We start from the raw sequence: 26,973 nt of genomic DNA, 5'->3' as shown, positions 1-26,973 counted from the left end.
TGTACATGGCTGAAAAGTTTGATGAAACCTTTTCAGCTATTGGTTATGACAAGATGGAAGTTGCTGCAACTCCTGGGGATGGTTCTGGAAATAGTCGCCCAGCCAATTGCAACCTTGGGTGAGGAGATCGTCAAGATTCAGGTTCAAAGAATAGAGCATTGACCCACTGCTAGAAATCAAACGGTTGCCATCTGGGGTAAAATTGAGGAATGTATTAAATGCACCACCCATAGGGATGCGAGTAATAGGTGTGCCGTCGGCTTGCCAGATATGGATTGTGCTATCAATAGTCTTGGCAATCAACAATTGCCCGTCTGGGCTAAATTCAAAGCGACCAATTTGATTGGTTTCAAGTGTGCGAATGAATGTACCATCAGAACGCCAAAGTTTGATATTTTGATTAATTCCCACCGTCGCCAACTGCTGTCCGTCGTTACGGAGAGCGATATCAATAATTGCTGCGCCATGATTGAGGGTTTGTATAAGATTACCTTCAGCCGACCAGACTACCAGTTTACCAAAGCGATCGCCAACCATAAACTGACCACTGGGGGAAAATCCCATTGCTGTGATTTCATGGGGTTGTCCTGATAGGGTTTTGAGCAGTTTTCCGTCTCTTCTCCATAGGCGCAGGGTGGGTATGGGGTTATTGGCAGAAGTTACTGTGATATAGGTTTGATTGTTGGGGCTAAAGTAGAGCGAATCTGCATCTTTGATAGTCTTTAAAAATTTACCTTCACTACTCCAAAGTTGAATTTTATCGGGTTCATTACCAGCGATTGCCAACTCTTTGCCATCGGGACTAAATTCGATTCCTGGTTTATAATGAGCAGCATCCATTTCTTGAATTAAATCCCCATTTGCTAACCTGAATTGTATTTTTTGCTGACGAATTGATAACAAAACTAAACGCGAACCATCGGGACTAACTTTAATCATACTTTCCGGAAGATTAGTTTGTATTGTTCTGAGTTCGCTGCCATCTGCCTTATATAACGTCATTTCTCCATTGAATTTTGTGGCAGCAATTATCTGTCCATCAGGACTCAGAGTGGCATCCATAATTCTATTTTGAGCATCAGATTTTGCCCCAGCAATTTTTAGTTTTTCACCCGGTAGTTGTATGCGGTTGATGCGTTGTTGATTTCCCACAACCACACGGGGAGTTTGTATTGGTGGTGTTAATGTAGTGGAGATTTTTTGAGGATGGATTTTCCAGAGTTTCAGCATTCCATCTGGGTGACTCGTGGCGATGACAGAACCATCAAAGCTAGAACTAAAACCAGAAACCAGCAATTGATGAGTTTTGATTTCTGCTTGTAAAGTTCCGTCTGGATGCCACAATTTGAGGGTGTTGAGATTGGCAGAAATGTAAGCACCATCTTTTGTGTGGAAACTGTGCCAAAGGCGATCGCCTAAATTATGGGTGATGTTAGGATAGGTTTTGATCAACGTACCAGTTTTAATGTCTCTAACTTCCGGTTTTCCTTGGGCATTGATAAAGACAATTGCATCACCTTCTAAACTAATAGTAAGGTCAATACCCTGTTGAGGTGGAGCAATCTGCCTAGTGTAAAGTAATTTCCATTGCAAATTCAAGACTGCAACTCTGCCAAAGTCGTTGACTAACACAATATTGTTGTCATTTGTGAATTGGACATCGCTAAGAGTTTCTTGATCGAGTTTTAGCTTATTGACAAGAGTACCTGTTTTGAGATGCCAAACCTGGATTTCATAGTCGGAGTCAGCAGATAAAATATACTGACCATCAGGACTAAAACTCAAAGAAGTAATGGAAATCGGGAAGCCTTGGAGAGTTTTAGTTTTGTGAGTTTTGATTGTCTGAATTTTCTTTCCCTGTAGTGTCCAAAGAGTTATCGCCCCGTCTTCTCCTCCAGTTGCTAGTTTTTGTCCATCACGGCTAAAGGCGATCGCTACCGCCGGACTATCTAAATGCCAACGATTCTGCTCATTAATCGTGGCAAGAACAGCTTGTAGGGCAAATAAAGGCGTGTGGGTGGGTAAATGTTTAAAAGAATGCTGTTTGGTCAATTGTTTGAGTCTTTGCGCTAATTTCATCGCCCCTAGCAAATCCTTCAGTTGATTGCCATCTGCACGCACTTGCAAAATTCGGCTTCCTTCGCGTTCTAAATTTAAGATATCTGCATTAGTTCTGAGTTGCTGTTCTGATTGCTGGAAGTAGAAAAACGTGCCGATGGTGCTAATTACAGCCGCAGAAAGCGCGATCGCCCCAATTCGCAATCGTTTTTTGGTTTGATGTTGTACGGTTTTCAATCGCTGAATTGCTTGAGTTTCTTGTTGTATCGCTGTTTGGGTTTTGGATTGGGCGATCGCTAGTTCTTGGGCTTGGCTAGCAGATAAAAATTGATAATCACTATGACTTAAACTCAATCCTTTTGCCCAAACCAACGCCCACTGCAATGCTTCATTTTGCAGCAAATATTGAGCATCTTGAGAAATTTCCCAAGCGGCGAGTTCTGCACCATAGGGACGGATAGCACGCAAAGCTTTTTCTGTCCAGGTATAATCAAAAACAGTGGCGTAGATGCGGTTATAGATACTCAATTTACCTTGACGTTTGACAACCAAACCAGAAAGACACAACTGCATCAACTCCCAGCTATCTTCAGCCGAAAGTTCCCCTTTATTGAGCAATTGCTGATAAAGTCCTAATGACCAACAAGCCAAAGATTTATTGTGAAGAATGCGATCGCGAATTGTTTGAAAATGCTGCTGTCGGTCATTTGCTAACCAATGTTCGATCATTTGCGATCGCACAATCGCTTCTACTGCTGAATTTTCCCATCCCGATGCAATAAAAGTATTTGCTGTATTAATTAGTTGACATAACCATTGAGTTAAAAATGGTTGTCCACCAGTCCAAGCTAAAATTTCTGCCATCACCTTGGTAGGATTTGCAGCCACCTCAATTAAGCCTTGTTCCAGGGGTTTGGCTTCGGACAATTGAAAACCTGTAAGTTCGATGGCGCTACTATCTACATTCAGTGGTGTAAATTTATTATCGGCGATTAAATCAGTGGGTGTCGCCACACCAAATAGGGCAAAAGTTAACCTCTGAAATTGGGGTTTATCAGCGCGTTTGTTGTAGCAGGCTCTTACAAAAGCAAAAAAATCATCCTTAAATTCTAGATTGAGAATACTGTCAATTTCATCTACAAAAACGATAATTTGCTGAGATATATTTGCTAGTAAAACTTCTTCCACAAATTTACTCAACCGTAAAAATGGATGTAGCAAAGCATTTTGAGACCACCAAGATTCTAAATCAATTTCAATGTTGAGTTCACTAGCAAAATGGCTGACAAATCCTCCATAAAATTCATCTGCACTCACTTGATAAACGCAGAGTTCACGCATTTCAAAGGCAATACAAACAAATCCTTCTGACTGTAAGCGCGACATGGTACGCACTCTTAAACTTGATTTACCCATCTGTCTAGAGTTGAGAACATAGCAAAATATTCCCGCTTTTAGTCCTGTATACAAATCACTATCGGCTTGACGATGAACGTAAATTTCTGTACCTTCTCGTAAACTACCACCGACTTGATAATGGTTGTAATTGTTCATGTTTGAATTCCCAAACGTTCACGAAAATATTGACGGTAAAGTTCGTAGCGTATAGATACTTGGTGTTGCTGTAGCTGGATTAATCCCAAGTCATAGAGTTTCACCACATCATCGAGATGGAAATGTGGTTGAATGGAAATAGCAGCATCAGCTAAAGCGATCGCTTTCAATGGTGCAAGTAAATGAGAATGAGTTTGTAGCTTATGCCATTGTCTTTCTAGATGGCTGCGGTAGATACTATTGGGAGTTGCTGCTGTATTGAGCAATTGCTCAAGGGAAGTTGGATTTTGAGCCAGAAATTTTAAAGTCAAGGTAACAAGGTAAGGATGTCCGCCAACAATTGCAGTTAATTTTTTCATCTCTTGCTGACTCCAGTGCAATTGATACTGATTTAGTAAAGTGAGGATTTCTGTGGAATTTAGTTCTGTCAGTTGAATTACTGTACCTGCGTTAAATGGTGATTGGTTAATGTCAATTTGGGTGTAAACTTCAGTGTGTAGAACTATCAAACGTAACTGAGTCCAAAGCAATTTTGTTTTAGCATCTTCATGCCAAGTTCTCAGCATTCCCAGAAATTCACCGGCAATTAATTGATGAGTAAATAGGCGATCCACTTCATCTAAGGCAATGACTAAGGGGATATCATCAGTTAAGAGATATTTTTGTAAATAAGTTCTACACTTGATTTTGCTATTGCCTAAACTTTTGCGCCAATGAGTTTCCATATCAACCGTTAAATTCAGCGCATAGGTGACACTAGCAATAAACCACTGTAAGAAACTATCTAAGCTATCAAAGTCATCAGCAACCGCATCGCGGAGATTGATAGCGATCGCTCGATACCCTTGTTTTTGAGCATACTTGAGAACTTGCGCCATAAGTGTGGTTTTACCAAACTGAATCGGTGCTTTAATGCGGAGTAATGCCCCCGGTTTATCAATCTCTGCACAGCAAAATTCCCATCGAGATGGTTGATGCTGAATTCCCTGGTAAGATTGGGGCTGAAGGGTTTGCCATCGTCGCTGAAGGGCTTGGCGAAAATTGGTTTTTTTCACCTCTTCTTGGAGTGCTTCTGAAAGCAATTGCCACAACCGCCCGCCGACTTCACTAACATACTTCACGGTAAGATAAGATTCAGTTGCGATCGCTTCATAGGTTTTACCTTCCCATGCACCCTGCAAAACTTGGATTTCAACATCACTCAGATGCTTTTGCGTAGTCTGTAGCATCAACTGATCAACGAGTTGTTGAGCAGCATTCCATTGAAATCCAGCGTCTAAGCTCATAACCCTAAATTAGAAAGCGATGTTTATCTTCTAACATAGGATTTCTCAATAATTCCCCCTAATACCCAAAGAACCAGAAGAAACCGTTATCACTTAGTGATGGGGAATAATTAGCAGGGTTTTTCCGGAAAAAACCGGAATTTACCGCCTGAAATAACCAGATTTCTTCCGGCTGACAATGGCAGTAAGCGTCAAGCATCATACAAATATGACTGCAACTACTGAAATATGTAGTGCTTGCTGAATTAGGGGATGAATTTTGAGCTATTGAAAATTTACACTCCTTTCCTTATTCTCTCCGCGTCTCTGCGTCTCTGCGTGAGATAAATCATCCGTATTTTGTTTCCAAATCTGTAACTCAATCCTGAGTCTGAGTATTTATTAGCTAACTTGAGATTGCAAGATTTACTGATATTTTTCAATCAATATTATTATATGCTGCAACACTTTTCCCACAAAGGTTTATTAAAATCAACTATTATCGGAGGCCTGCTTTTTTCTAGTTCCCTAATTCCCTTACAGTCTACCGTTGCTAATCCGCAAATTTTGACTACACCACAAGCAAAGACGATCGCTCAACAAGTGCTTCAAGATGCGATCGCCAATGAGAAACTTGATAATACTGCAAAAGTAGTTCAAGTTGCTCGAATTGGTAAGGGGGATATCTGGATGTACAATCCTGTACCTTACTGGAAAATTGCGATCGCTGATCAGCATAAAAGTTTGGTCTATTTCACCACTGATAATGGTAAATTTAGAGTCTTGATGCAAATGAACGGACAAAACACCCATTCTCTGGGAAAACCTGCCGAAGAAATTCCACCAACGGCAATGATAACAGCAGCGATTCAACAGGCGAAAGAGTGGGGCTATCCTGGACAACCCCTATTAACTGATATTTCATCTGAAAAGACAACTTGGGTAAGTGGTTGTGAAAATATTTCTTTCCCTTATGCTTGCGATCCGATTATTAACCAAGGCTGGAAAATTACCATTCCCCACCAACGCCAAAGTTGGGTATTTCAAGGTGAAACAGCCGACGATTTACAATTGATTGCACGTAGTAATCCTGTGATTGAACGCGGCTTACCGATTCCGGTGGTTAACGAAATCAAGAGTATTGCCAGCAAACACTTGCAAATTTTACCCTCAGTTGTTCTGATTACTAAAATTGAGCCTCAAACCTTTACTGATAGCTGTCTAGGATTGGGGAATTTAGCCGAATCCTGCGCTCAACAAACAATCCGGGGCTATCGGGTGACGGTGGTGGGAAAGTCCCAAGTACGGCAAATATACAGGATTAGCAATGATAAAGTTTATCTTCGCACCGAAGCGATCGCCGGACTTCCCACCCGCACTGATGAGTTACCAACGGAGATCGCTCGCACAGTATTCAACGCCGCCCAATCAGACTTGAAGCAACCTATTGCTAATCTCAGCATTACCCAAGTTGCACCAAGATTCTATTGTTTCCGCAGTCCTACGGCTGCACCCAATGAACCTTGCATACCAACGCAGCGCCTTGACGGTTGGAATGTCACGGTGACAAATTTTCAGAAATCACTGACTTACACTGTTAATCTCAGTGGCAAGATTCTTAGCAAAAAATAGCTGAGTGCTGAGTATAAATCAACAGGACTTACGCAAAAATTACCAAAAGTCTTAATTTATCTAACCGCCAAGAACGCCTTCGCGCAGCGTCTCGTAGAGAAGAACGCCAAGAATTGTTAGGGGGTGTGTAAGTCCTAGTGAATTAGATACAAGGCTTTTAGTAATTAAAACCGCTTTAATTTAACTGAATACGAATATACAAAATCAGCTTATGATGCTCACACAATGCCTGCGGCGAGCGAAGCTATCGCTTGCTTTGATTATTGCTTCTCAACTAATTTACTCTGTTCCCATTTATGCGGCAGATGCTAGGATAACAATTTCTAAAGCTTGCCGTGTAGAGCTAACTGGTGAAAGTACCCGACGCTGGAACGAAATTTCTGGAATGTCCCCGACTGATAGGCTCCCCGCAATTATCAGAGAGCTAGAAAATGCTGAACGGCGAGGAGATACAACTTTTACAACCCAGACATTAGATTTTGCGCTCAAGGCAATTGCTACTCAAGTACAATCACTGACATATAAGGATAATCCAAAACTTCCTACCATTCTCGATCAAATCGTGGTCTTAGCTAAACCTTTACCGAGTGGGTATAGCTTAGGCAAAACTCATATCTTGACAGAATCTGCGATCGCCTATGGAAAAATTGGCCACTTCACCATAGGACAACAAACGCTACAGCTTGCGGCTGAGTCGGTATCAGGAATTCGCAATACTCCTAAAGATTTAGTTGCGGCGCACATTCGTCTTGCAGAAGGGTGGATTGCTCTCGACCAACCGGCGGAAGCTGCATCTTCCCTCAACTATGGGTTTGAGCAAACTATCAAAAATCTGAAAGATCCCTACGCCAAACGTGAGTTTTTGTCACAAATAGTTAATTTATATCTCCAAATTTACCAACCCACAAAAGCTTTAGAGGTGCTAAAGCAACTTTCTCCTGAAGATTACGATCCTGATATTACCATCACTCAGATTGCTGCTACCTACTTTAAAGCTAGAGACCCAGTAAAAGCAAAGCAATTACTCGATCCATTGCTCAAAGCCGCACTAGCAATTAAAGATGTTGAACAACGGGAAATTAAATTAATGACTTTGGTGCTGCACTATGCACCCAGTGGAGATTTAAGGCGATCGCAGCAAATTGTTTCTTTAATGAAACGCCCTAATTCCTTCCGGGCTAGAAGTTGGTTGACAATCGCCGCAGAAGGTCGCAAATTTAACCAGCCAGAAATCCGCGAATCTGCGCTCGCCCGTTTAGTTGCTGATGCCAAAGCCGCTAAAATAGATGATCAGTTTGGCGGACGCTTCGATAATGAATGGTATGGCGAGATGTCAAATTTATCTCAAACTCGCGCCTATCAGCCTGAACTTAAAGCCCTGATTGCTAAACTGCGTGCGGTGAATGTTTTGGCTATTGTCCTAAGGGATTTGATTGCTAATAAGCAGTTTACAACTGCTCGGCAAATGGTACCACGTCCGATGATCGTACAGATAGATGCAGGCTATTTCGATGAAACTGATCGCTGGCTGGATAATATTGCCATAGCCGCCCTTGAAGCCGGACAAACCAAGGATGCAGAAGCCCGAATTGCTGGGGAAAAAACCGATGTGCGGCGATTGCTACGGTTTGCTCAAGCTTTCCATCGCCGTGGTAATCGTAGCCTTGCCGATCAATTATTTACTCGTAGCCAAGTAATAGCTAATAGCATTTCTGCTTTACCTACCGCCATCACAACTCATGCTGCGATCGCCAATGCTTTGATTTCCACCAATCGTCCAGCTGATAAGGTATTGAATCGAATTGTTACACTCATACAAACAGAAAAAGCATCGCCACAGCAAGCACAATTATTGCTATCAATCAGTGCAGAATTTAACGCAACGCGATCGGCTTACTTTACACTGGCAGAAAGATTAAAGTTACTTCAGCAAGTAGACTTTGCTGCCTTAGCAGGTAATCAAGCGATCGCCAATCGTCAGCCAGAAGAAGCATCCCGTTTCATTGGTTACGCCGGGAGAAATCCTAGCGAAAAGTTTGACTTTGCTTTACGAGTTGTGGAACTGAATCTGACTCAAGGCAATTTTACCAAAGCGCGATCGCTCCTCAATATTCCCATCCAAACCCTCCGCAATGGCTCAGAGTCTTCCTTACCACCAATTGCAGAACGTTCCCGTTTTTGGGGAAGGATTGCTTTAAATCTAGTGCATACAGGAGATACTAAAACTGCGATCGCCATTGCTCAGAATGTCACACCATCGCCAGAACGCGAACAATTACTGCAACGCTTACGCTGTTATCAGGACTGAGACATTGCATTTCAGTTTTAGAGAGCGAAGTGTTGATTCAAGCGATTTGCTAAGTTCAAACATCCTCAATTCCATTCACAACTCTTTTTTCAAAGAATGCGTCGCAAAGTTATGACCACAATAGCATTGATCATCCTTTGGTCAGTTTTAGTGATCGCGGTTGTTCTCGCCGAAGCATTTTGGTTTGCACGTCCAGCCGTGCAGCCTGAAAATTTAACAGCGATCGAAACTCATCTTGTTCGCAAACTCAGTCAGGCGAGTGATCGAGAACTCGGCAGTGCCGCTCTCATTCTGATTCAAGATGGCAAAATTGCGACAACGCATCAATTTGGCATTGCGAATGCAGAAACAAAAGCTCCTGTAACCCAGATAATAGAAGATTGGATTGACCGACTACCAAAAGCAGAAAATGGTGATTCCGACGCTCGCGGACTCGCTAACGCTGCGCTAACATCGACCCCACTCCCTGATCAACCATCAGGTTGATCAGGGAGTGGGGCTTCTGTCGGTTTTAGCTAAAAGTGATAGGTCGATAGATAGAAGGCAGATATATTTTGGAAACACAGTTATTCAATTCGGATGTTTAAATAACATAGCCGATTTTTTTGGAGTTTGTTATAAAATAACCAACTAGAATGATACTTAGATGCAATTAAAAACTCCGCCGCAAAACATACTCTCCACACTGTTAGCATTACGTGATTATTACGCATCCCTCGTAGAAGAGTATGAAAAGTTGTACACACAAGCGAAGGATAATCTCAATCATGTAGAAGCGTTACTAGCAAACTGGCCTGCAAAGTCAAGCGAACAGACTAATCGCTTAACACCAGCGCAGGTGGTTGCTGCGGTCATTGCGAATGAAAAAGGGAAGGACACTTTAAACAGTAGCCAGACAGTTTCAGAAACTGAGACTAAGTTAAGCCAAACTAATACCGATTTAAACGCAACTGACAATGTAGAAACAGAGCATTTATCCCTAGCCCAGGAAGATAGTAATGTCCAGCTAGAGATCCCACAGTTAGATGTTATTGCTGTGGAAACCACATCCTCATACAATAGCAATGCGATTAGTGAAGCTGAAACCACCGCAGTAAAATCTAACCCGACTCAAGAAAACTCATCTTTAGATTCTGGGGAAGACACTTTAGAAACACAGGGAGAGCAAGAAGAAACTAATGATATACAGCAGCCAGTCGCAGACACGATAGAAACTGACATATCATCTGTAAGCCAGGAAGATAATGAAGAGTTAGTTATTGATGAATCAGCTACAGTTGTCCAAGAGGACTTATCCTCAGACAATAACAATAACATTGTAGAAACTGAGGATGTCTCCGAGGCAGCCACAGACATTATAGAAACCGAGAGTTCATCAACAGCCACCGAAAACGAACATCAACAGCCACAATCAATATCTAGCGAACAAGAGAACGCACAGCAAACTCAGGACAAACAGCGTTCTTTGGGAGAGATTCCTATGCTGGAGGAATACTTTGGACTCAGCCGCATAGAAGCAGTAGAAAAGCTACTCCAAAAACATCCAGGCAATATATGTCATGTGGATTTTGTGGCGCGTGCGTTGTATGGTGAGTTAGAGCCAAGTATTTGGAAGATAGTTAGAGGTAGAGTCCAATCAACATTAACTCAGGGAAAAAATAGCGGCAGATGGTTTTTGGTTCCTGGGAAGTCGGGTTATTACACCATAAATTTAAAATTGCTTAAGTCGAATCGTAAAAGTAGTTCTTCCCAGCCAGAAAACAAGAAAAAACCGTCTCTTCAATCCAAAGCGAATGCTGTGCCAATGGTGGGGGAATTTGAAGGCAAGTTTGTAATTGATGCGCTGACTACTATGCTGCAACAAAACCCAGGGAAAGTGTTTAATGTCGCGCAAGTGATAGAAGCATTATATGGAGAACTAGACCCGGATGAAATCAAGGAAGTAAAAACCAGTGTACTCAATGAATTGTCACGGGGTCATCGCACAGGGATATTCTCCAGAGTGCCAGGGGAAAAAGGTGTTTACACTTGGGATGTTAAGCTACTTTCTCCAGGGAAGTAGTAGGTGAAAATTGACCATTTTTTGAATTCCCCGAAGGGTTTGACACTCACCCACCATAAGTCATTGAAAAATGATCATTAGGTAAAAGAAGCTCTTTCAAGAAGAAAATCTAAATTATCATGAGGATAATACTCTTGTTTTTCTTCTCCAAACTTGAATAAATATATCGTTTTGTTGCCAATCAATCTAATTGATGAATCTTCAATTTTTAACATGGTTCCTTCTGGCAATCCTACAACATAAATATCGGGATTTAAAACTAAAAATCTTCCAGTCTTTGTTCTCTTGTCTCTCCATTGTGATTGGGGATTACTGCATTTGTATAGTGGGGGTTGATTTGAAAAGGAACTAAATTCAATCCTTGAAAACTTATCGGTTCAATTATTGGCATATCATTACTTGTTTTGATAGTAGGACAAGCAACATTAGAGCCTGCGCTCCATCCGATATAAGGAGTTCCATTACTAACTTTATTTCTGATATCATCAAGTAATTTAGTTTCGTGTAAGCAATGTATTAAATGAAAAGTGTTTCCGCCTCCGACTACTACAGCTTCTGCATTTTTAATTAATTCATGAGAACTTTCAACTAAATGAATAGCATCAAATTCATAACCTATATCTTGAAATACTTTTCTAACTTTTTCGCTATAGTGCTGATAAGTTGAAGTAACGGCTGCAAAAGGGATAAACGCTATTTTCTTGACAGAACTTCCTAAAAAATTTTTAATTTCCTGACGAGCATAAAATAAGTATTCTTCACCGATATTTGTGGAATTACTGAGTAATAACAATCTTTTTGACATGATTTATTTCCTATAGTTAACGAGCTATAACGCTTTGAGCCAATCACAGACTACAGAGATACACCCCGAAGCAAAATCAACCCAAAGGAGCCACTGCCCCAGCTATGCGTTTCAGGCTTGGCTCACCATCAGCAATGCCAATAAGTTAAAATTAGATATGTTGGTGAAACATTGAATTTTAATGAAATCGTGCTAGAAATCGAATACCTATGACAATCAACAATATTAAACAGCAAATTTTAGAGCATCTTGAGGTATTGCCAGGAGAGCAGGTAAAAAGTCTGCTCAAAACATGGTTGAGTGTAACTGATGGAGACTTAGAAGATTTTGAGCAGTTACTCAGTCATGAATCTACTCAAAGTATAGAAGAAATTGATGATTACGGTGAAATAGATACAACATTAAATTTCCAACCACTCACCCAAGCCCAAATGGTTGAGAAAAGTCGTCAAGCTCTGGAAGCATACGGTAGGACAGGCGCAGGATTAGCACATGAGCGTGTGCGTGAATGGGCAGATTTTTTAGGAACAGATAAAGAACGTCCATGCCCCAGATAGTTTGGACACAAAAGCCTTATACAACTAATTTTTTATCTCAAACATAGTAAATTTTAGGAAAATGCTAACCTTCAGAAAATCTTGATAATTAGTGGAGATAAAAAATTACCATGAATAGTTTACAAGTAGAACAATATCTCCATCAGAATATACCGATTTCGCAACAAATGGCAGTGTCAGTAGTATCTATTGACGAAAAAGGAGTAATCTTAGCTGCTCCGTTATTACCAAATATTAATCATCACGGCACAGTATTTGGTGGCAGTATATCAAATTTAGCAATTTTATCAGCCTGGACTTTAGTATATGTAAGACTTCAAGAATTATTCATTAATAGTCGCATTGTGATCAGAAGAAATACTGTCGATTATTTCCAACCACTCCAAGGAGATTTTCAAGCTCATTGCATAGCTCCAGTTGAAGATAGCTGGAGCAGTTTTGTGACTAATTTAGATGAAAAAGGGAAGGGAAGAATTATTTTAGATGCAGAGATTACATCAAGTGGTATTTGTGCTGCCAAATTTCAAGGTGAGTATGTTGCATTAATATAGTTTGTATCAGAGGAACTAACTTGATAAGGGAAAAGCAGAAGCTAATACCCAACCCAAAAATAACGTACTACCAAAAGCATAACCCCAAGAATTATTCAGCAGACCATTCTCTAAAGATGATTAAGAAAAATGATTAAGTCTAAAAATTTGTATCGTGGACACTCAATAGAAAAAGTTGGTCACGGTAAAAGAGCGGTATTTAAAACAACTATCAACGAAAAAGAATGGTGTGCCGTGACTGAATTAAACGTAAAAACAGCAATTGATACTTGGATTGATGAAGGAATAGAGCCGTAGTTTAGATATGAATAGCTATTTTATTATTTTATTTGCTCACACAATTCTTACAAGAGAAAGTCACAATAGAAACTGATGGCAATCAAAGTAAGCTCCATACCATTCTGGCTGGAAGTGACGTTCTCTCCCGTTATACCGTCAGGTTAACGGGAGAAAATCGCACAGGGATATTCTCCAGAGTGCCAGGGGAAAAAGGTGTTTATACTTGGGATGTTAAGTTACTTTCTTCTCTAGGGAAGTAGAAACATAAGCAATTTTGCTACTTAAAGCTTGTAGTCACCAGTCAAACTTCGCCTAACTTGATAATCTTTTAAAGCTCCAGGAAGAACAACAGTTCTTCTATCGGTTCTAAAGGTAGGAATTTGTCCTTTCTGTACAGCCACATACAAATCGCTCTGACTTACGCCTAAACGTTTTGCGGCTTCTGCCAGTGAAATACCTTGCTTGAGCATGAGGCGTTACTTTCCTTGCAACCTTTATTTAGATTGCTATTTAGCCTAATCCTAACAATATATGAATAAATATTAAGAATAATAACATTAGTATCGTTAATGCTTATGATGAGCGCTTGTTATCAAATTTAACTATTACGCCCTCGTCCCCCACTGAATTTGGTACTCCAAATTAGTGGCGGGATATAAGGTGGGGAAAACCGAAGTACAAAATTGCATTCCTCGGTTGGTATTGTTAATGGAGCTAGTTGATTTATACTTTTAAGTTCGCCCTGGTTGTGTAGCAGTTCTATATTTGTATGCCTAGCCTGAGTTCGGATTTGGTACGCATCTATTTGCAAGAGATTGGTCAGTTCCCTTTGTTAACCTCTGACCAAGAAATAACTTATGCCAGGCTTGTACAGCAAATGATTGCCCTCCAAGAGCAACAGCATGAACTTACTCAAAAACTGGAGCGAGAACCAACAACGTTAGAATTAGCTAATTTCCTCAATAAAACTGAAGCCCAAGTCAATCAAATACTTGAGCTTGGTCAACGAGCCAAGCAAAAGATGATCACCGCAAATTTGAGGCTGGTAGTTTCTATCGCCAAAAAATATCAGCGCCGTAACTTAGAGTTCTTAGATTTGGTTCAAGAGGGAGCAATCGGGTTGCAAAGGGGAATAGAAAAGTTTGACCCCAACCGAGGTTACAAGCTGTCAACCTACGCATATTGGTGGGTAACGCAAGCAATCACCAGGGCGATCGCCGAAAAATCTCGCACAGTCAGGCTACCGATTCACGTTAACGAAAAACTCAATCAAATCAAAAAGGTACAGCGCGAATTTTTTCAAACCTTGGGTCGTCGTGCTACTGTGGCAGAAATTGCCCAAAAATTGGAGTTAGAACCTAGCCAAATTAGAGAATACCTCAAGGTTGCCAGTGGGACAATTTCTTTAGATTTGAAAATAGGGGATAACAAAGAAACAGAACTAAGCGAACTTTTAGCCTCTGAGGGCGTTTCGCCAGACGAAAACATTACTCACGAAATGTTGCGCCAAGACTTAAGTGATTTGTTAGCATCACTCAAACCGATGCAACGCGAAGTATTAATCCTACGTTTTGGACTGTTGGATAACCAAGAGCAAAGTTTAGCCCAAATTGGTGAAAAGCTAAATCTCAGCCGAGAGCGAGTGCGCCAAATCCAGCAAAAAGCAATGACTGCTCTGCGTCGTCAACAGCCATCGATTGGGCAGTATCTAACTTCTTGAGTCAGAATTCAGGAGCCAGAAGGGATAAATTTTAGACAAGTAGGGAGTTAGTCATGAGAACATGGGTCAATGATCCACATTCGGGAGGAGTTAAGATTCCTGATAACGTCAAGCAAAGAACGAAACAACGAATATTAGCTTATGCTGAACAGCATTATTCAGGAAAATATATACGTATTGATGTAAGGTTTAAGGGATATTTCCTAGCGTGGCAAAACTTACTAGAGAGGAGCAGAGATCCTGTAATCTTGAGCTTGTAACGAAATAATGGTACAAAAACTTGGTAAGAAAAAGTTTAAAACCAGAAGCAACATCGTTTGAAGTACTCGATTGTGTTCAAAAAAAATGCCCTTCGTGTGGTCAAGCAATGTGGAATGAATACAATAATCCTCGACATATAAGAACGCTAAATGGGGTAGTAGAACTACAGCTAAAAATTCGGCGATGTCAAAATAAGTCATGTATGCGGTATAAAAAAGCATATCGACCAGAGCAAGAAGGGTCACTCGCTCTACCACAGAACGAATTTGGTTTGGATGTGATTGCTTATATAGGAGCATTACGCTACCAGGAACATAGAAGTGTTCCTCAAATACATACTCACCTTGAATTAAAAGGTATATGTATAAGTAAACGAACGGTCACACACTTAATTGACAGATATGACGAGTTACTTTCTTTATGGCTAAAAGACCATAAAAGATTAAAAGCAATAGTGGCTAATCAAGGACGGGTGATATTAGCCATTGATGGGATGCAGCCAGAAATTGGACATGAGGTATTATGGGTAATTCGAGATTGTCTATCAGGAGAAATTTTACTTGCTAAAACTTTATTATCATCAAGGAATGAAGATTTAGTAGCGTTATTATTAGAAGTGGCTAATACACTGGATGTACCAATTGATGGAGTTGTTAGTGATGGACAACAATCAATTCGTAAAGCTGTTGGGTTAGCATTACCTAAAATTGCTCATGGTTTATGTCATTACCATTACCTGAAAGAAGCAATTAAACCCATATATGAGGCGGATAGAAATGCAAAAAAGGAATTGAAAAAAAAAAGTTAGAGGATTACGAGAAATTGAACGTAGTGTTACCAATGAAGATAAGGATTTGGTGACTATTATTGAAGATTATTGCTCGGCAGTCCGTAGTTCTATAACCAATGATGGACATCCACCGTTAGAGGCATCTGGATTAAAGTTACAAGAAAATTTGACTTTGATAGAACAAAGCTTAGAAAGGATGGAAAAAAGAAGTGCTTTACCACCACCTTTAGTTAACCTAAAACACCTTCTAGCTAAGGGATTATCTGCTACTGCATCTTTATTTTCACCTGTGAGGGTTGCATATCAGTGGGTTGATAAAGCTAGTAATATTCTCAACAATAAAATAGGTCTTGATGCTGCTGGGGTCAAACAAAGTTATCAGCAACTGTTGACAGAAATGTCTCAACAAAAGCAGAAAGCTGGTACCCTGAACACTGCAATCGATAACTTTATAAAAACCACCCACAGCTACTGGTCTGGACTTTTTCATTGTTATGAAATTGAAGATTTTCCTAGAACTAATAATGACTTAGAACACGCTTTTGGTATGCTACGTTATCATCAACGTCGTTGTACCGGTCGTAAGGTTGCCCCCTCATCTCTCGTTATTCGTGGTTCTGTCAAACTTGCCTGTGCGATAGCTACTAAGCTTCATTCTTTTACCGCATCTGATTTAGCACAAGTTGATATTCATACTTGGCTCGAATTACGCTCTCAATTGCAAAAACACCACAAAGCCAGAATTGAACAGTATCGATTTCGCAGAGACCCCAAGGCTTACTTGGCTAATCTAGAGAGTCGTCTTCTCTAGTAAGTTTTGCCACGCTAGTTCATATCGAATTAAAACTATATTGATGTTGTGGCTAGTGGGTTTGCTCCTCGTTTTAGGGCTAACTATTCCTGTACGCTTGGCAATTGCTAATCATCAAGCTCCTCAACCTCAAGCTATTCTTACTCTCGGTGGTGGTGCAGACAAAGAAGAATTTACGGCTCTATTTGCCCAATTTTATCCAGATATAAAAATTTGGGTTTCATCTGGGATTGAGCCGCAACAAGCACGAGCAATTTTTCATGCCGCAGGTATCACAGATAGTCAGTTTCATCTTGATTACCGTGCTACAGACACAGTGACTAATTTTACAAGCTTGGTAGAGGATTTCCAACAACAGCATATAAAGCACATATTCTTAATCACTTCCAAATTTCATATGCCCAGAGCGAAGGCGATAGCTACTTTAGTCCTTGGTAGTCGAGGTATTTCTTTTACTTCTATCTCTGTACCCTCCAGGGCAACTAGAGCAGAGTCAACTTCACCTACTCCTTGCGGGAGTAGGTGAATACCAGAGAATACCAGAGAAATACTCTGCTCATGTATCAATGCCAGTACCCGATTGAAGGGGTATTGCAAACTACAATGTTTCAGGACTAGAGAGTAAAGTGTGCGACACCAGCAAGCCGCACAGTTAGGCGGAGTGAAGCCAAGGGCGATCGCTCGTTTGTCTTTTCACCAACTGTAACCTCGCAAAGCAGCCAAAACAGTTGCCCACAAAAGTCTGCCATCTGCGATCACAAAGGTGGTTGGGAAAATCCTTGTTAAGATTGCAGTATGAAGCAGTAATAGGAAATAAGTCATGTTTGCTCTTGTTTCTCCAGACAAAACTGAATTACCTCCTGGTGCTGTAGTACGTTTGCCTGCCAGTTGGCAAGAATATCAGCATTTATGCAGTCAACGAGGAGATGGGTCAATACCGCGTATAAAATACCGTGATGGAGAAGTATTGCTGATGTCGCCATTACCAGTACACGGTCGAGATGCTCATTTACTGGCTAACATTGTGATGGCTTTATTAGATCACGATGAGCGAGAATATGATGCGTTTACACCTGTAACCATGAGCTTACCCCAAGAAAGCGGCATTGAGCCAGATTACTGCTTTTATATTGATAATTGGCAGGCAGTCTCAGGGAAAAAACGCATCGACTGGGGACAAGACCCACCACCTGATTTAGTTATCGAAATTGATGTCACCAGTTATTCTGATGTGCAAGACTATCTGCCCTATCGTGTAAGAGAAGTTTGGTTATTCAGAAATCAGCAGTTACTAATTCATCAACTACAAGGTGAAAATTACCAACTGCAAACTCATAGTTGTTATTTTCCTAACTTTGATTTAGCACAAACCATAGTTCGTTGTGTGCAGATTGCTTACGAACGTAACTCAAGTGCTGCCGTCCGCGATCTTAAAAAGCGATTAAGGAATACTGTTGAGCCTTGATAGCAGTCAAAAACTAGTCTATATGTAAAAAACTTCCTAACTTTAGCAGCACAGAACACGGTTTTTGGTAAAGTAATCAACAAACGTCACCTTTTTTGGAAACGCCATTCTGGCACTCTTGTTTCAAAGGTAGGACTCAACGGAGGTTCTGATGAAAGTCCTTCATGGCTCGTGGATACCAAACCAATATAGCGATTTTGTGCAGTCTGGAGCATTTTATCTATGGGTAGAAACTCCGATTAATAACAAAAAGCGTACTCATACACAAGTTCATCCCGGACATCTATCTTCTCTTGAATTACTCAATTTTCTGACTCAAACTTTGGGGATTAAAGAAACTGAAGCGCAATTAAAACAACGGATATGTTCTAAATATTTTGCCCTACCAACTGCTAATAATGAGCCATTACCTTCACCAGAGTTAGTCAAATATTTAGAAGTAGAAGTTCCTGAAGAGTATGAAAATTTTCAATATTGGCAGGTAACTTGTTATGAAACTGTTACTTCTGTGAAAGCAGTGATAGCAATTAATATTATTAAATTACTCAAAGATATTCATTTTTTAGCCCTGTACAATGCTAGTGAATTTCAATTAGGGTCAGATTTATTATTTTGGTATCATTATACGCAATCATTTAGACAAATAATTACTAAGGATCAATATATTCCATCTTTAAAATATAGAGCGAACGCAGCGACTACAAAGAAAAAACCTAAACAACCACCCCCAGGATTTGAAATATATGCTGGTTGGGAAATAATTTCCGAGCAATACGAAGCCAATATTCAAAAATATATTGAATATATGCCATTGATTTGTGTAGCAGGTAACAGCACACAAACTGATAAATTAGAATTTTTTGCTCCAGAAACTCTATTACGCCACTTCAGCGAGTATCTGCTTAATAATTTAGTGAGTAAGACACCATTGACCGCAGCATTTGAAAAACAAATTGATGATTCTTTAATTCACTATTGTCTTTATCCCCAAAAACACAACCCACTCAAAACCCATACTGCTCTCCAAGAGTATCAGCAGTGGTTGGGATGGAAAAACAGGATTATCCGTACTCAAGCTGAATCACCATTTCATCTTTGCTTCCAATTACATTCACCTGATGCTGAACAAATTGACAATTGGCAGATGCAATTTTTAGTATCAAGTAAAAAAGATCCGTCTCTAAAATTAGCTTTGGCAGATTACTGGATAATGAATTCCAAAACCAAAGCTGGTGTACATAAAGAGTTTGGCAAAGATTTCGATACTAATTTACTGCTGAATTTAGGCTATGCAGCAAGAATGTATCCCAAACTTTGGCAAGGTTTAGAAACGGACTCTCCCACAGGAATGCAGCTAAGTTTAGATGAGGCGTTTGATTTTCTCAAAGATAGTGCTTGGGTGTTGGAAGACTCAGGATTTAAGGTCATTGTCCCGGCTTGGTATACTCCGGCTGGTCGTCGTCGTGCGAAAATCCGCCTCAAAGCTTCTAGTGGTCGCAAGGTAGCTGCTACGGTAGGGGAAAGCAAAAGTTATTTCGGTTTAGATTCACTAGTGCAGTATCAGTATGAATTAGCAATTGGAGAGCAAACTCTCACACCTCAAGAATGGGAACAATTGATTAATACTAAAGCACCACTAGTGCATTTTCGCGGTCAATGGATGGAATTAGACCGGGATAAAATGCAGCAGTTATTAGAATTTTGGCAGTCCCACGGCGATGAACAGCCCCAAATGAGCTTGTTAGAGTTCATGCAACGCAGCGCCCAAGGGGAAGATGACTGGGAAATTGAATATGATGCAGCTTTATCAGAAATAATGGCAAAGTTACAAGATAAGAGTCAGCTAGAGCCAATTTCTGAAGACTTAAATTTGCAAGGCAACCTGCGAGAATATCAAAAGCGGGGTGTAGCCTGGTTACAATATTTAGAAAAATTGGGATTAAATGGCTGTTTAGCCGATGATATGGGACTGGGTAAGTCCGTGCAGGTAATTGCGAGATTAGTACAGGAGAAAGATAGCCAAAGTTCCCCATTACCGACATTATTAATTGCGCCGACTTCGGTTGTTGGTAACTGGCAAAGAGAAATTGCTAAGTTTGCACCCCATTTAAAAACTATGGTGCATCATGGTAGCGATCGCCTGCAAGATGCTGCGGAGTTTAAGTCCGCCTGTCAACAGCATGATGTGGTGATAAGTTCCTTTACTTTGGCTCGCTTAGATGAAAAACTCCTAAATAGTGTGACATGGCAACGGTTAGTTTTAGATGAAGCACAAAACATTAAAAATCCCAAAGCAGCGCAGACTAAAGCTATACTCAAACTCAGTGCTAAACACCGTCTAGCTTTAACTGGTACACCAGTTGAGAACCGCTTACTTGATTTGTGGTCAATTTTTAATTTTCTCAATCCCGGTTATTTAGGGAAAGAAGCACAGTTTCGCAAATCCTTTGAAATTCCCATCCAGAAGGACAACGATAAAGTAAAATCGACTACCTTAAAGAAACTGGTTGAACCGTTAATTTTACGACGGGTCAAAACAGACCAATCAATTATTAAAGACTTACCAGATAAAGTTGAACAAAAACTCTATACCAACCTCACCAAAGAACAGGCTTCGCTATATGAAGTGGTAGTCAGAGATGTGGAAGAAAAATTGCAAGAAGCTGAGGGAATACAACGCAAAGGTTTAATTCTCTCAACGCTGATGAAATTAAAACAGATTTGCAATCATCCCAGACAGTTCCTCCAAGATAATAGCGAATTTTTACCGGAGCGCTCGCACAAACTTTCCCGCTTAGTCGAAATGGTAGATGAAGCCATTTCTGAAGGAGAAAGTCTTTTAATATTTAGTCAATTTACAGAAGTCTGCGAACAAATAGAAAAATATCTCAAACACAACTTACATTGCAATACCTACTACCTACATGGGGGTACAAGTCGCCAACGTCGGGAACAAATGATTAGTGACTTTCAAAATCCTGATACGGAAGCATCTGTATTTGTCCTTTCCCTAAAAGCTGGCGGCGTGGGGATTACTTTAACTAAAGCCAACCACGTCTTTCATTTTGACCGTTGGTGGAATCCAGCCGTTGAAGACCAAGCCACAGACCGCGCTTTTCGCATAGGTCAGAAAAAAAATGTGTTTGTACATAAATTTGTCGCCCTTGGGACTTTAGAAGAAAGAATCGACCAAATGATTGAAGATAAGAAAAAACTTTCTTCCGCCGTAGTTGGTAGTGATGAATCGTGGCTAACCGAATTAGATAACGAAGCCTTTAAGAAACTAATTGCCTTGAATAAAAGCACAATTATGGAGTAGATATTATGAATAAGTTTAGCAGAACTTGGTGGGGCGATCGCTTTATCAAAGCACTAGAAGATTTTACCGATGATGGTCGCCTACAAAGAGGACGCTCCTATGCTCGTGGTGGTAAAGTTAAAAGCTTTGATATTGGTAAAAATATCATCACAGCTAAAGTTAGAGGTTCAGTGAATCCTTATTTTGGAGTTTACAAAGAACCCACATATAATATAGTCATTGAAATTACCCCCATTGCCAAAACCCGTTGGAATGAAGCCATCAAAAATATTTCTTCCAAAGCGAGTATTGTTTCGCGGTTATTATTAAACGAAGTTCCTGAAAATATTGAAGAAATATTCTCTCAAATGGGGTTACACTTATTACCGCATAGTAGCAATGACTTTAAAACTAAATGTTCTTGTCCAGATTATGCTAACCCTTGTAAGCACATAGCTGGAGTTTATTATTTAGTAGCTTCTCAACTTGATAGCAACCCCTTTTTACTATTTGAATTAAGGGGGCTTACCAAAGTAGAATTACAAGCTAAACTAGCTGATTCACCTTTAGGTAAAGCACTATCTACAGTTTTAGATGAACAAGAATGGGCTATTGAACCGAGTCAATCTTTTTACACAACGCCTGAAAAACAAACTGTTACGGACAAGCCACACTTAAGAGAGTTTTGGTTAGGTGCAAAACGTTTACCATCTACTATTGAAGTCGCCAATGATAGCGGAGTTTCAGCAATTTTAGTTAAAAAGGAAGGAGACTTCCCAGCTTTCTGGCACAAAGATAATTCCTTTATAGAAACAATGGAAGAACTTTATCAAAGAGTCAAAACTAAAAATCAAAGCCTAATATGAATGTTTTGATGGTTAATCGCTTTGGAGAACCAAGCCAACTGAACAATCAGTAACGCGCTTAAGCCCTCTGCACTATTGCTAGACACTCCTACCTCTCAAACCGATGCAACGCGAATTATTAATCCTAAGCTTTGGACTGTTGGATAACTAAGCGCAAGGTATATTATGAATATTAACTATCAAAAAGCCGCATTTTGCGATCTAAATCTTGTTTTGGAACTAGTTGAAGAGTTTCATGAAACCGAAAAGTTACCATTTGACAAAACTAGCGATCGCCATGTACTCATACAGTTTTTGAGTAATGACTCTTTTGGACAAATATGGTTGATTAGGAAAGAGGATGAGGTCATTGGCTATATTGTTTTGACGTTAGGGTACAGCCTAGAATACCGAGGTAGAGATGCTTTTATAGATGAATTTTATATTCGTCCAAAGCATCGAGGACAAGGTATTGGTACGCAGACTTTGATGTTTGCAGAGAAAATTTGCCATAGTCTAGGAGTTCAAGCCCTTCATCTGGAGGTAGATTTTGAAAACCCAAACGCCCAACGCCTTTATCATCGAGTTGGCTATCAAAAACACGAGCGTTTTCTAATGACGAAGCTCCTGAATGGAGAAGTTTGAATAAGGATTCAGCTATTTGCTAATTCTGGAGCAGAGTCGGAATTTCCGAAGCTCAGATCACAATCAATTTATTGGCTTTTTCGGTCAAAATAGTTTGATTCAGTTAAAGATTCTGTATTCAAATTCGCATTCAATATTAGCAGCAGAGGCCTCGATAGTTCCTTGGTTGGCGATCGCCTATCACATCCAAATTCGTCCAACCCAGTTACTGAAGCATTTACCATTTGCGGATGAGTCTATTTGCTAAATACTTCTAAATTCTGACCCTTCGACAAGCTTAGAGCATTGCTTCTGAATCACCTCGACTGCGCTCGGCGACCGCCTGGGTTCTGAATTTTTACTTTTTATCGAGGAGCGGTAGAGCCAGCAAAGTGAATTTCTTGAGCCGCCTTAAGTCCAGATTCTAATGCTCCCTGAAGCCAGCCTCTAGTTTTGGAAGTATGTTCTCCAGCGAAATAAATTTTTCCTTCTGACTTACCTAATTCGGGAAATAGTTTCTTTTCCTGTTCATCTGTAGGATAAGCCCAGCCTCCTTTTGACCAAATATCTTTTGTCCAGGAATGAAAATATGAGCGCACAGAGTAATTACTTACCCCAGGCAGAATCTTCTCCCAATGCTGGAGCAATTTTTGCTGCTGAGTTTTCCCTTCAAAGCCATCGATCTCCAGACCTTTTTCTCCTTTGAGATAAGCATGAAGAATGCCAGTTTTTTCAGGTCTGTCCCAAGTAGTATGCCACAGTTCTTCATCGTCGAAAAATCCCCAACCATTTAAGTTTTCTCTTTCCCAGAATCGGTTAGGAAATTTTACAAATCCACGAGTTGCTGCTCGATAGTTATATCCTCCAGCCGCCGCCTGTTTTTTTTCCTCAGATAGTTCAGGTGAGAAAGTAATCTGGTTTAAAACGGTTAATGGGACAGTGCATAACACATAATCACCAAGATATCGTTGCCCTGATAAGCACGACACTTCAACTCCATTAGAGGTTTGTACAATCCGAGCAACAGGCTCATCAAGTTTAATTTCTTTTGTCAATGCTTGGGCAAATGCTTTAGGAAGTAAATCAAATCCATCCGTCAGTTTTTGAATCTCTTGGGGACGGATTTGTGGTTGATTTTGAAATAGTACTTTCGCTGGAATTAACAGACGCTTTCCGTCTTTGATGGTCAGGTATTTCCCGTCTGCCGGCGCAAATTGTGAAAGTTTTAAACCAAAATGTTTGATATAACCAAAGGTTAAATGATGATTTGATGGTATTCTAGCCGCTCCAAGTTCTAATAAATCCTCTCCTTGAAAGGCTCCTCGCAGGGTTAACACTCTACCACCTATACGTTTGCTTGCTTCTAAAAGGGTGACATCATGACCAACGGCTGTTAATTCATACGCTGCGACTAAACCAGAAATACCCGCACCGACAACGATCACCTTTCGACGTGGTAATCCCTTGGGCAATGTCCCAGGGGATTTTGGTTTTTGAGCTTGTACATGATCGTAACTAACAGTTGCGGCGATGGCGAGAGTACTCCGCAATAAAAACTGACGACGATTCAGGTTAAACATAAAGATGAAACTAATTGGCAAACGACAGCTTGTATGAATACAGCCTGTAAATTCCCTGTGCTGCATCTAAGTTTAACGCTCTTTGCGTTACAACTTTACATCCTCAATCAAGTCAATTTGGCATAACGATACATAAAAAATCATGCTTACTGACTTTCAACCAGTTTCCACCCTTGTCTGACCAGGCAATATCCCCTAAAATCCGATTTACTTAAGATACTGATTTCGCATCTTGTTCAAGTAACATAAGTAGCTTACGCAGCATGGGGATGGATAATTGCAATTCATTAGCTGTGAATTGAGATAACACCTGTTTCTCTTTCTCAAACAAAATAGGCATCACAGTATCCGCAAGCTGTATTCCTTTGGGAGTCAGTTGCACCATGACGCTGCGCCGATCCTCTGCATCACGGACACGTATTACTATGCCATCTTGTTCTAGACGGTCAATCCGGTTTGTCATTGCGCCGGAAGACAGCATGAGCAAACTATAGAGTTCAGTCGGTTTCAATCGAAAAGGTTGTCCCTGTCGTCGCAGTGTGGCTAACACATCAAATGACCACACGTTCAAGCCATACTCAATCAGTATACTTTCTCGGTGTTTTTCCAGAAGACGGGCAATTCGTAGTACTCGCCCAGTTATGCTTACTGCTGAGGTATCCAACTGCGGCAACTCCTGTTGCCATTCCTCAAGAATGATGTCAATTCGATCTTTGTTCATATTGCCATTTTATCTTGACATCGAGATTCTTGACTTTTATCTTTATTTTAAGTATCTTGATATCAAGATATGTTTACAGGCATCCTCTATTCTCCTCATAAAACAACAGCCATGACACCCATACGTCTAGTTCTCCGGGGGTCTGTCCCTAATGGTCAAAGCTACTTGTATGTTCTACTAGCATTGCTGAACGGTGCTATCTTGCCGATTCAAAGCAATCTCAATGCTCAATTAGCGCGATCGCTCAATTCTGTACCCCTAGCCGCAGATATTTCTTACCTTGTCGGCTCAATTGCATTGATTAGTTTGTTATGCACAGGTTGGTTTGGTCATCCAGATTGGTCTGCTTTAGCCAAAGCTCCTCGATGGAGTCTAATGGGTGGTTTATTTGGAGTTTGGTATATTACCTCCAGTGCTTATTTCACCTCTATTTTGGGGACTACCTTAACTCAGGGGTTAATTATTTGTGGACAAGCGATCGCTGGCTTAGTGACTGACCATTTTGGCTGGTTGGGAGTTAACCGCCGTCGCCTGAGTGCTAATCGTCGCCTTGTGATGGGGCTGTTAATTGTGGCAATTTTTTTGCTTTCGCTACCAACCTAATACTTTTCAATATCATCTTATGGAAATCTTCTTAGCATTACTTGGTGCTGGTTCGGCTGGTGGCTTTTCAACAATTGGCGCAGCTGCTAATGCTCAATTAAAGACAATACTCGACTCTCCAATAGCATCAGCAACAATTAATTTTGTAGTTGGGTTTAGTATTCTCACATTGCTGCTAGTACTTGGTATTTTCAAACCCTATAAACTTGACTTACTTTCTGTTACTCCTTGGTGGGCATTTTTAGGTGGTTTATTAGGTGCAATCTTCGTAACCTTAAGTACCTTAATAGTTCCTAAATTGGGTTTAACAACAACTACTTTAGTTGTCGTCTTTAGCCAGATGTTTATGTCACTGGTAATTGATCAGTTGGGATGGTTCTGTGCTATTAAATATCCGATTACCACACCCAAGATATTAGGAATAGCCACATTAGTAGTAGCAATCGCAATTAATCAATTGGACAAAAACTATTCTGACCAAAGCTTCAAGTAGTACCTTAAATAAAGTTGAACGACGGGGATTTTTTAAAATTCAGTTACTCACAGTAAAATTCCACAACCATATAGGAACATCGTTTCTCCCTTTATTCCTTTACATCTAAAATTGCAATAAAAACTATGGAATGGCTTAATGAACCTCCTAATTGGTCGCATTCAGATCAGAAAATTATAGTTACAACCTCACCAAAAACAGATTTTTGGCGTATAACTCACTATGGTTTTATTCGTGATAGCGGACATTTCTATTTTGACCGAGTGAGTACAGATTTTGTGGTCGATGTCAAGATAAAAGGAAACTATAAAGACTTATACGACCAAGCAGGAATTATGATTCGTGCTGACGAGCAACATTGGATCAAAACTGGGATTGAGTATGTAGATGGAGTACAAAATCTGAGTGCTGTTGTCACTCACAACTATTCAGATTGGTCATTCACACCTCTGTTAAATCCTCCTAACATTTTTCAGGTACGGGTTGAGCGATGCCAAGAGGCAATTCATATTGCTTATTTAGATGAATATTCTCGCTATGTTCCATTTAGAATGGCTTATTTTCCAGTCGCGCTAGACATTCAAGTCGGAATCATGTGTGCATCACCACAAGGAAATGGATATGAGGTAATTTTTGAGGATTATCAATTAACAAAAAAAGGCGAAAAATTATCATGAATATTCAAGATTTA

At 40.3% G+C, this 26,973-nt stretch carries 25 protein-coding genes; 18 read left to right on the top strand and 7 right to left on the bottom strand.

Features of this window, described 5'->3' with window-relative positions:
* Window positions 1-36: 36 nt before the first annotated feature.
* A complete protein-coding gene (locus tag ACN222_RS27760; protein WP_010999745.1) occupies window positions 37-3,612 on the bottom strand; it encodes an AAA-like domain-containing protein in 3,576 nt (1,191 codons plus the stop codon).
* Entirely contained in the window at window positions 3,609-4,898 is a 1,290-nt protein-coding gene (locus ACN222_RS27755) for an AAA-like domain-containing protein (protein WP_010999744.1), read from the bottom strand. The genes ACN222_RS27760 and ACN222_RS27755 overlap by 4 nt, the downstream gene beginning before the upstream one ends.
* Window positions 4,899-5,333: 435 nt before the next feature.
* Between ACN222_RS27755 and ACN222_RS27750 the strand changes: the two genes are divergently transcribed.
* From ACN222_RS27750 to ACN222_RS27735, 4 genes are all read left to right on the top strand, one after another.
* The gene (locus ACN222_RS27750; RefSeq protein ID WP_010999743.1) at window positions 5,334-6,509 is read left to right on the top strand and encodes a hypothetical protein; all 1,176 of its coding nucleotides are present in this window, start codon (window positions 5,334-5,336) and stop codon (window positions 6,507-6,509) included.
* A gap of 211 nt (window positions 6,510-6,720) precedes the next feature.
* The gene (locus ACN222_RS27745) at window positions 6,721-8,817 is read left to right on the top strand and encodes a hypothetical protein (protein WP_010999742.1); all 2,097 of its coding nucleotides are present in this window, start codon (window positions 6,721-6,723) and stop codon (window positions 8,815-8,817) included.
* A gap of 111 nt (window positions 8,818-8,928) precedes the next feature.
* Complete coding sequence (locus ACN222_RS27740) at window positions 8,929-9,303, top strand: hypothetical protein (protein ID WP_044523618.1); 375 nt, start codon at window positions 8,929-8,931, stop codon at window positions 9,301-9,303.
* Between the two features lie 160 nt (window positions 9,304-9,463).
* The gene (locus ACN222_RS27735) at window positions 9,464-10,879 is read left to right on the top strand and encodes a hypothetical protein (RefSeq protein WP_096637287.1); all 1,416 of its coding nucleotides are present in this window, start codon (window positions 9,464-9,466) and stop codon (window positions 10,877-10,879) included.
* Window positions 10,880-11,138: 259 nt separating this feature from the next.
* Here the strand turns inward: ACN222_RS27735 and pepE are convergent, their stop codons facing one another.
* Entirely contained in the window at window positions 11,139-11,684 is a 546-nt protein-coding gene (gene pepE / locus ACN222_RS27730) for a dipeptidase PepE (RefSeq protein ID WP_010999739.1), read from the bottom strand.
* 209 nt (window positions 11,685-11,893) lie between these two features.
* Here pepE and ACN222_RS27725 point away from each other — a divergent pair, with 209 nt between their 5' ends.
* The 4 genes from ACN222_RS27725 (at window position 11,894) to ACN222_RS27710 (ending at window position 13,331) form a co-directional block, all read left to right on the top strand.
* A complete protein-coding gene (locus ACN222_RS27725) occupies window positions 11,894-12,241 on the top strand; it encodes a hypothetical protein (RefSeq protein ID WP_010999738.1) in 348 nt (115 codons plus the stop codon).
* 110 nt (window positions 12,242-12,351) lie between these two features.
* On the top strand, window positions 12,352-12,792 hold the full coding sequence (locus tag ACN222_RS27720; RefSeq protein ID WP_010999737.1) for a YiiD C-terminal domain-containing protein: 441 nt from the start codon (window positions 12,352-12,354) through the stop codon (window positions 12,790-12,792).
* 129 nt (window positions 12,793-12,921) lie between these two features.
* Window positions 12,922-13,089 (top strand): hypothetical protein, encoded by a 168-nt coding sequence (locus ACN222_RS27715; RefSeq protein WP_010999736.1) that lies wholly within the window; start codon window positions 12,922-12,924, stop codon window positions 13,087-13,089.
* A 32-nt stretch (window positions 13,090-13,121) separates the two neighbouring features.
* Window positions 13,122-13,331 (top strand): hypothetical protein, encoded by a 210-nt coding sequence (locus tag ACN222_RS27710; RefSeq protein WP_126987672.1) that lies wholly within the window; start codon window positions 13,122-13,124, stop codon window positions 13,329-13,331.
* A gap of 21 nt (window positions 13,332-13,352) precedes the next feature.
* Here ACN222_RS27710 and ACN222_RS27705 read toward each other — a convergent pair whose 3' ends face one another.
* Window positions 13,353-13,541, bottom strand: coding sequence for a helix-turn-helix domain-containing protein (locus ACN222_RS27705; protein WP_010999735.1), 189 nt, complete (start codon window positions 13,539-13,541; stop codon window positions 13,353-13,355).
* Window positions 13,542-13,840: 299 nt separating this feature from the next.
* On the opposite strand from ACN222_RS27705, the gene ACN222_RS27700 reads away from it, so the two are divergent.
* The 3 genes from ACN222_RS27700 (at window position 13,841) to ACN222_RS27690 (ending at window position 17,179) form a co-directional block, all read left to right on the top strand.
* Window positions 13,841-14,791: an RpoD/SigA family RNA polymerase sigma factor gene (locus tag ACN222_RS27700; RefSeq protein WP_010999734.1), complete on the top strand. Its 951-nt coding sequence runs from the start codon at window positions 13,841-13,843 to the stop codon at window positions 14,789-14,791.
* A 367-nt stretch (window positions 14,792-15,158) separates the two neighbouring features.
* Window positions 15,159-16,653, top strand: a protein-coding gene (locus ACN222_RS27695; RefSeq protein ID WP_010999504.1) for a transposase whose coding sequence is annotated in 2 segments (ribosomal slippage) — window positions 15,159-15,845 and window positions 15,847-16,653 — 1,494 coding nt in all. Because the reading frame shifts where the segments join, the coding sequence is not laid out codon by codon here.
* 43 nt (window positions 16,654-16,696) lie between these two features.
* On the top strand, window positions 16,697-17,179 hold the full coding sequence (locus ACN222_RS27690; protein WP_044523616.1) for a YdcF family protein: 483 nt from the start codon (window positions 16,697-16,699) through the stop codon (window positions 17,177-17,179).
* A gap of 88 nt (window positions 17,180-17,267) precedes the next feature.
* Here ACN222_RS27690 and ACN222_RS27685 read toward each other — a convergent pair whose 3' ends face one another.
* Entirely contained in the window at window positions 17,268-17,402 is a 135-nt protein-coding gene (locus ACN222_RS27685; protein ID WP_269083617.1) for a hypothetical protein, read from the bottom strand.
* A 71-nt stretch (window positions 17,403-17,473) separates the two neighbouring features.
* Between ACN222_RS27685 and ACN222_RS27680 the strand changes: the two genes are divergently transcribed.
* The 4 genes from ACN222_RS27680 to ACN222_RS27665 all read left to right on the top strand — a co-directional run bounded on the left by ACN222_RS27680 (window position 17,474) and on the right by ACN222_RS27665 (window position 22,906).
* Window positions 17,474-18,118, top strand: coding sequence for a Uma2 family endonuclease (locus tag ACN222_RS27680; protein WP_010999730.1), 645 nt, complete (start codon window positions 17,474-17,476; stop codon window positions 18,116-18,118).
* Window positions 18,119-18,269: 151 nt separating this feature from the next.
* Window positions 18,270-21,437 (top strand): DEAD/DEAH box helicase, encoded by a 3,168-nt coding sequence (locus ACN222_RS27675; RefSeq protein WP_010999729.1) that lies wholly within the window; start codon window positions 18,270-18,272, stop codon window positions 21,435-21,437.
* A 5-nt stretch (window positions 21,438-21,442) separates the two neighbouring features.
* Window positions 21,443-22,282, top strand: coding sequence for an SWIM zinc finger family protein (locus ACN222_RS27670; RefSeq protein ID WP_010999728.1), 840 nt, complete (start codon window positions 21,443-21,445; stop codon window positions 22,280-22,282).
* A gap of 165 nt (window positions 22,283-22,447) precedes the next feature.
* On the top strand, window positions 22,448-22,906 hold the full coding sequence (locus tag ACN222_RS27665; RefSeq protein WP_010999727.1) for a GNAT family N-acetyltransferase: 459 nt from the start codon (window positions 22,448-22,450) through the stop codon (window positions 22,904-22,906).
* A 344-nt stretch (window positions 22,907-23,250) separates the two neighbouring features.
* Here the strand turns inward: ACN222_RS27665 and ACN222_RS27660 are convergent, their stop codons facing one another.
* Entirely contained in the window at window positions 23,251-24,465 is a 1,215-nt protein-coding gene (locus tag ACN222_RS27660; RefSeq protein WP_044523614.1) for a flavin monoamine oxidase family protein, read from the bottom strand.
* Between the two features lie 211 nt (window positions 24,466-24,676).
* Window positions 24,677-25,186: a MarR family winged helix-turn-helix transcriptional regulator gene (locus ACN222_RS27655; RefSeq protein ID WP_010999725.1), complete on the bottom strand. Its 510-nt coding sequence runs from the start codon at window positions 25,184-25,186 to the stop codon at window positions 24,677-24,679.
* A 69-nt stretch (window positions 25,187-25,255) separates the two neighbouring features.
* On the opposite strand from ACN222_RS27655, the gene ACN222_RS27650 reads away from it, so the two are divergent.
* From ACN222_RS27650 to ACN222_RS27640, 3 genes are all read left to right on the top strand, one after another.
* Entirely contained in the window at window positions 25,256-25,789 is a 534-nt protein-coding gene (locus ACN222_RS27650; RefSeq protein WP_010999724.1) for a DMT family transporter, read from the top strand.
* Between the two features lie 19 nt (window positions 25,790-25,808).
* Window positions 25,809-26,282 carry a DMT family transporter gene (locus ACN222_RS27645; RefSeq protein WP_010999723.1) on the top strand — a complete coding sequence of 158 codons (474 nt, stop codon included), beginning with the start codon at window positions 25,809-25,811 and terminating at the stop codon, window positions 26,280-26,282.
* 125 nt (window positions 26,283-26,407) lie between these two features.
* Window positions 26,408-26,959: a DUF1349 domain-containing protein gene (locus tag ACN222_RS27640; protein WP_010999722.1), complete on the top strand. Its 552-nt coding sequence runs from the start codon at window positions 26,408-26,410 to the stop codon at window positions 26,957-26,959.
* Window positions 26,960-26,973: the final 14 nt, after the last annotated feature.

This window comes from Anabaena sp. FACHB-595 (assembly GCF_048568275.1).
Taxonomy (GTDB): Bacteria; Cyanobacteriota; Cyanobacteriia; order Cyanobacteriales; family Nostocaceae; genus Trichormus.
This window is presented reverse-complemented; position numbering and strand designations above follow the sequence as displayed.

Excerpts from the sequence above, each read along its gene's own strand:
- ACN222_RS27760 (WP_010999745.1), bottom strand. The coding sequence starts at position 3,612 with ATGAACAATTACAACCATTATCAAGTCGGTGGTAGTTTACGAGAAGGT.
- ACN222_RS27755 (WP_010999744.1), bottom strand. The coding sequence starts at position 4,898 with ATGAGCTTAGACGCTGGATTTCAATGGAATGCTGCTCAACAACTCGTT.
- ACN222_RS27750 (WP_010999743.1), top strand. The coding sequence starts at position 5,334 with ATGCTGCAACACTTTTCCCACAAAGGTTTATTAAAATCAACTATTATC.
- ACN222_RS27745 (WP_010999742.1), top strand. The coding sequence starts at position 6,721 with ATGATGCTCACACAATGCCTGCGGCGAGCGAAGCTATCGCTTGCTTTG.
- ACN222_RS27740 (WP_044523618.1), top strand. The coding sequence starts at position 8,929 with ATGACCACAATAGCATTGATCATCCTTTGGTCAGTTTTAGTGATCGCG.
- ACN222_RS27735 (WP_096637287.1), top strand. The coding sequence starts at position 9,464 with ATGCAATTAAAAACTCCGCCGCAAAACATACTCTCCACACTGTTAGCA.
- pepE (WP_010999739.1), bottom strand. The coding sequence starts at position 11,684 with ATGTCAAAAAGATTGTTATTACTCAGTAATTCCACAAATATCGGTGAA.
- ACN222_RS27725 (WP_010999738.1), top strand. The coding sequence starts at position 11,894 with ATGACAATCAACAATATTAAACAGCAAATTTTAGAGCATCTTGAGGTA.
- ACN222_RS27720 (WP_010999737.1), top strand. The coding sequence starts at position 12,352 with ATGAATAGTTTACAAGTAGAACAATATCTCCATCAGAATATACCGATT.
- ACN222_RS27715 (WP_010999736.1), top strand. The coding sequence starts at position 12,922 with ATGATTAAGTCTAAAAATTTGTATCGTGGACACTCAATAGAAAAAGTT.
- ACN222_RS27705 (WP_010999735.1), bottom strand. The coding sequence starts at position 13,541 with ATGCTCAAGCAAGGTATTTCACTGGCAGAAGCCGCAAAACGTTTAGGC.
- ACN222_RS27700 (WP_010999734.1), top strand. The coding sequence starts at position 13,841 with ATGCCTAGCCTGAGTTCGGATTTGGTACGCATCTATTTGCAAGAGATT.
- ACN222_RS27690 (WP_044523616.1), top strand. The coding sequence starts at position 16,697 with ATGTTGTGGCTAGTGGGTTTGCTCCTCGTTTTAGGGCTAACTATTCCT.
- ACN222_RS27685 (WP_269083617.1), bottom strand. The coding sequence starts at position 17,402 with ATGGCAGACTTTTGTGGGCAACTGTTTTGGCTGCTTTGCGAGGTTACA.
- ACN222_RS27680 (WP_010999730.1), top strand. The coding sequence starts at position 17,474 with ATGTTTGCTCTTGTTTCTCCAGACAAAACTGAATTACCTCCTGGTGCT.
- ACN222_RS27675 (WP_010999729.1), top strand. The coding sequence starts at position 18,270 with ATGAAAGTCCTTCATGGCTCGTGGATACCAAACCAATATAGCGATTTT.
- ACN222_RS27670 (WP_010999728.1), top strand. The coding sequence starts at position 21,443 with ATGAATAAGTTTAGCAGAACTTGGTGGGGCGATCGCTTTATCAAAGCA.
- ACN222_RS27665 (WP_010999727.1), top strand. The coding sequence starts at position 22,448 with ATGAATATTAACTATCAAAAAGCCGCATTTTGCGATCTAAATCTTGTT.
- ACN222_RS27660 (WP_044523614.1), bottom strand. The coding sequence starts at position 24,465 with ATGTTTAACCTGAATCGTCGTCAGTTTTTATTGCGGAGTACTCTCGCC.
- ACN222_RS27655 (WP_010999725.1), bottom strand. The coding sequence starts at position 25,186 with ATGAACAAAGATCGAATTGACATCATTCTTGAGGAATGGCAACAGGAG.
- ACN222_RS27650 (WP_010999724.1), top strand. The coding sequence starts at position 25,256 with ATGTTTACAGGCATCCTCTATTCTCCTCATAAAACAACAGCCATGACA.
- ACN222_RS27645 (WP_010999723.1), top strand. The coding sequence starts at position 25,809 with ATGGAAATCTTCTTAGCATTACTTGGTGCTGGTTCGGCTGGTGGCTTT.
- ACN222_RS27640 (WP_010999722.1), top strand. The coding sequence starts at position 26,408 with ATGGAATGGCTTAATGAACCTCCTAATTGGTCGCATTCAGATCAGAAA.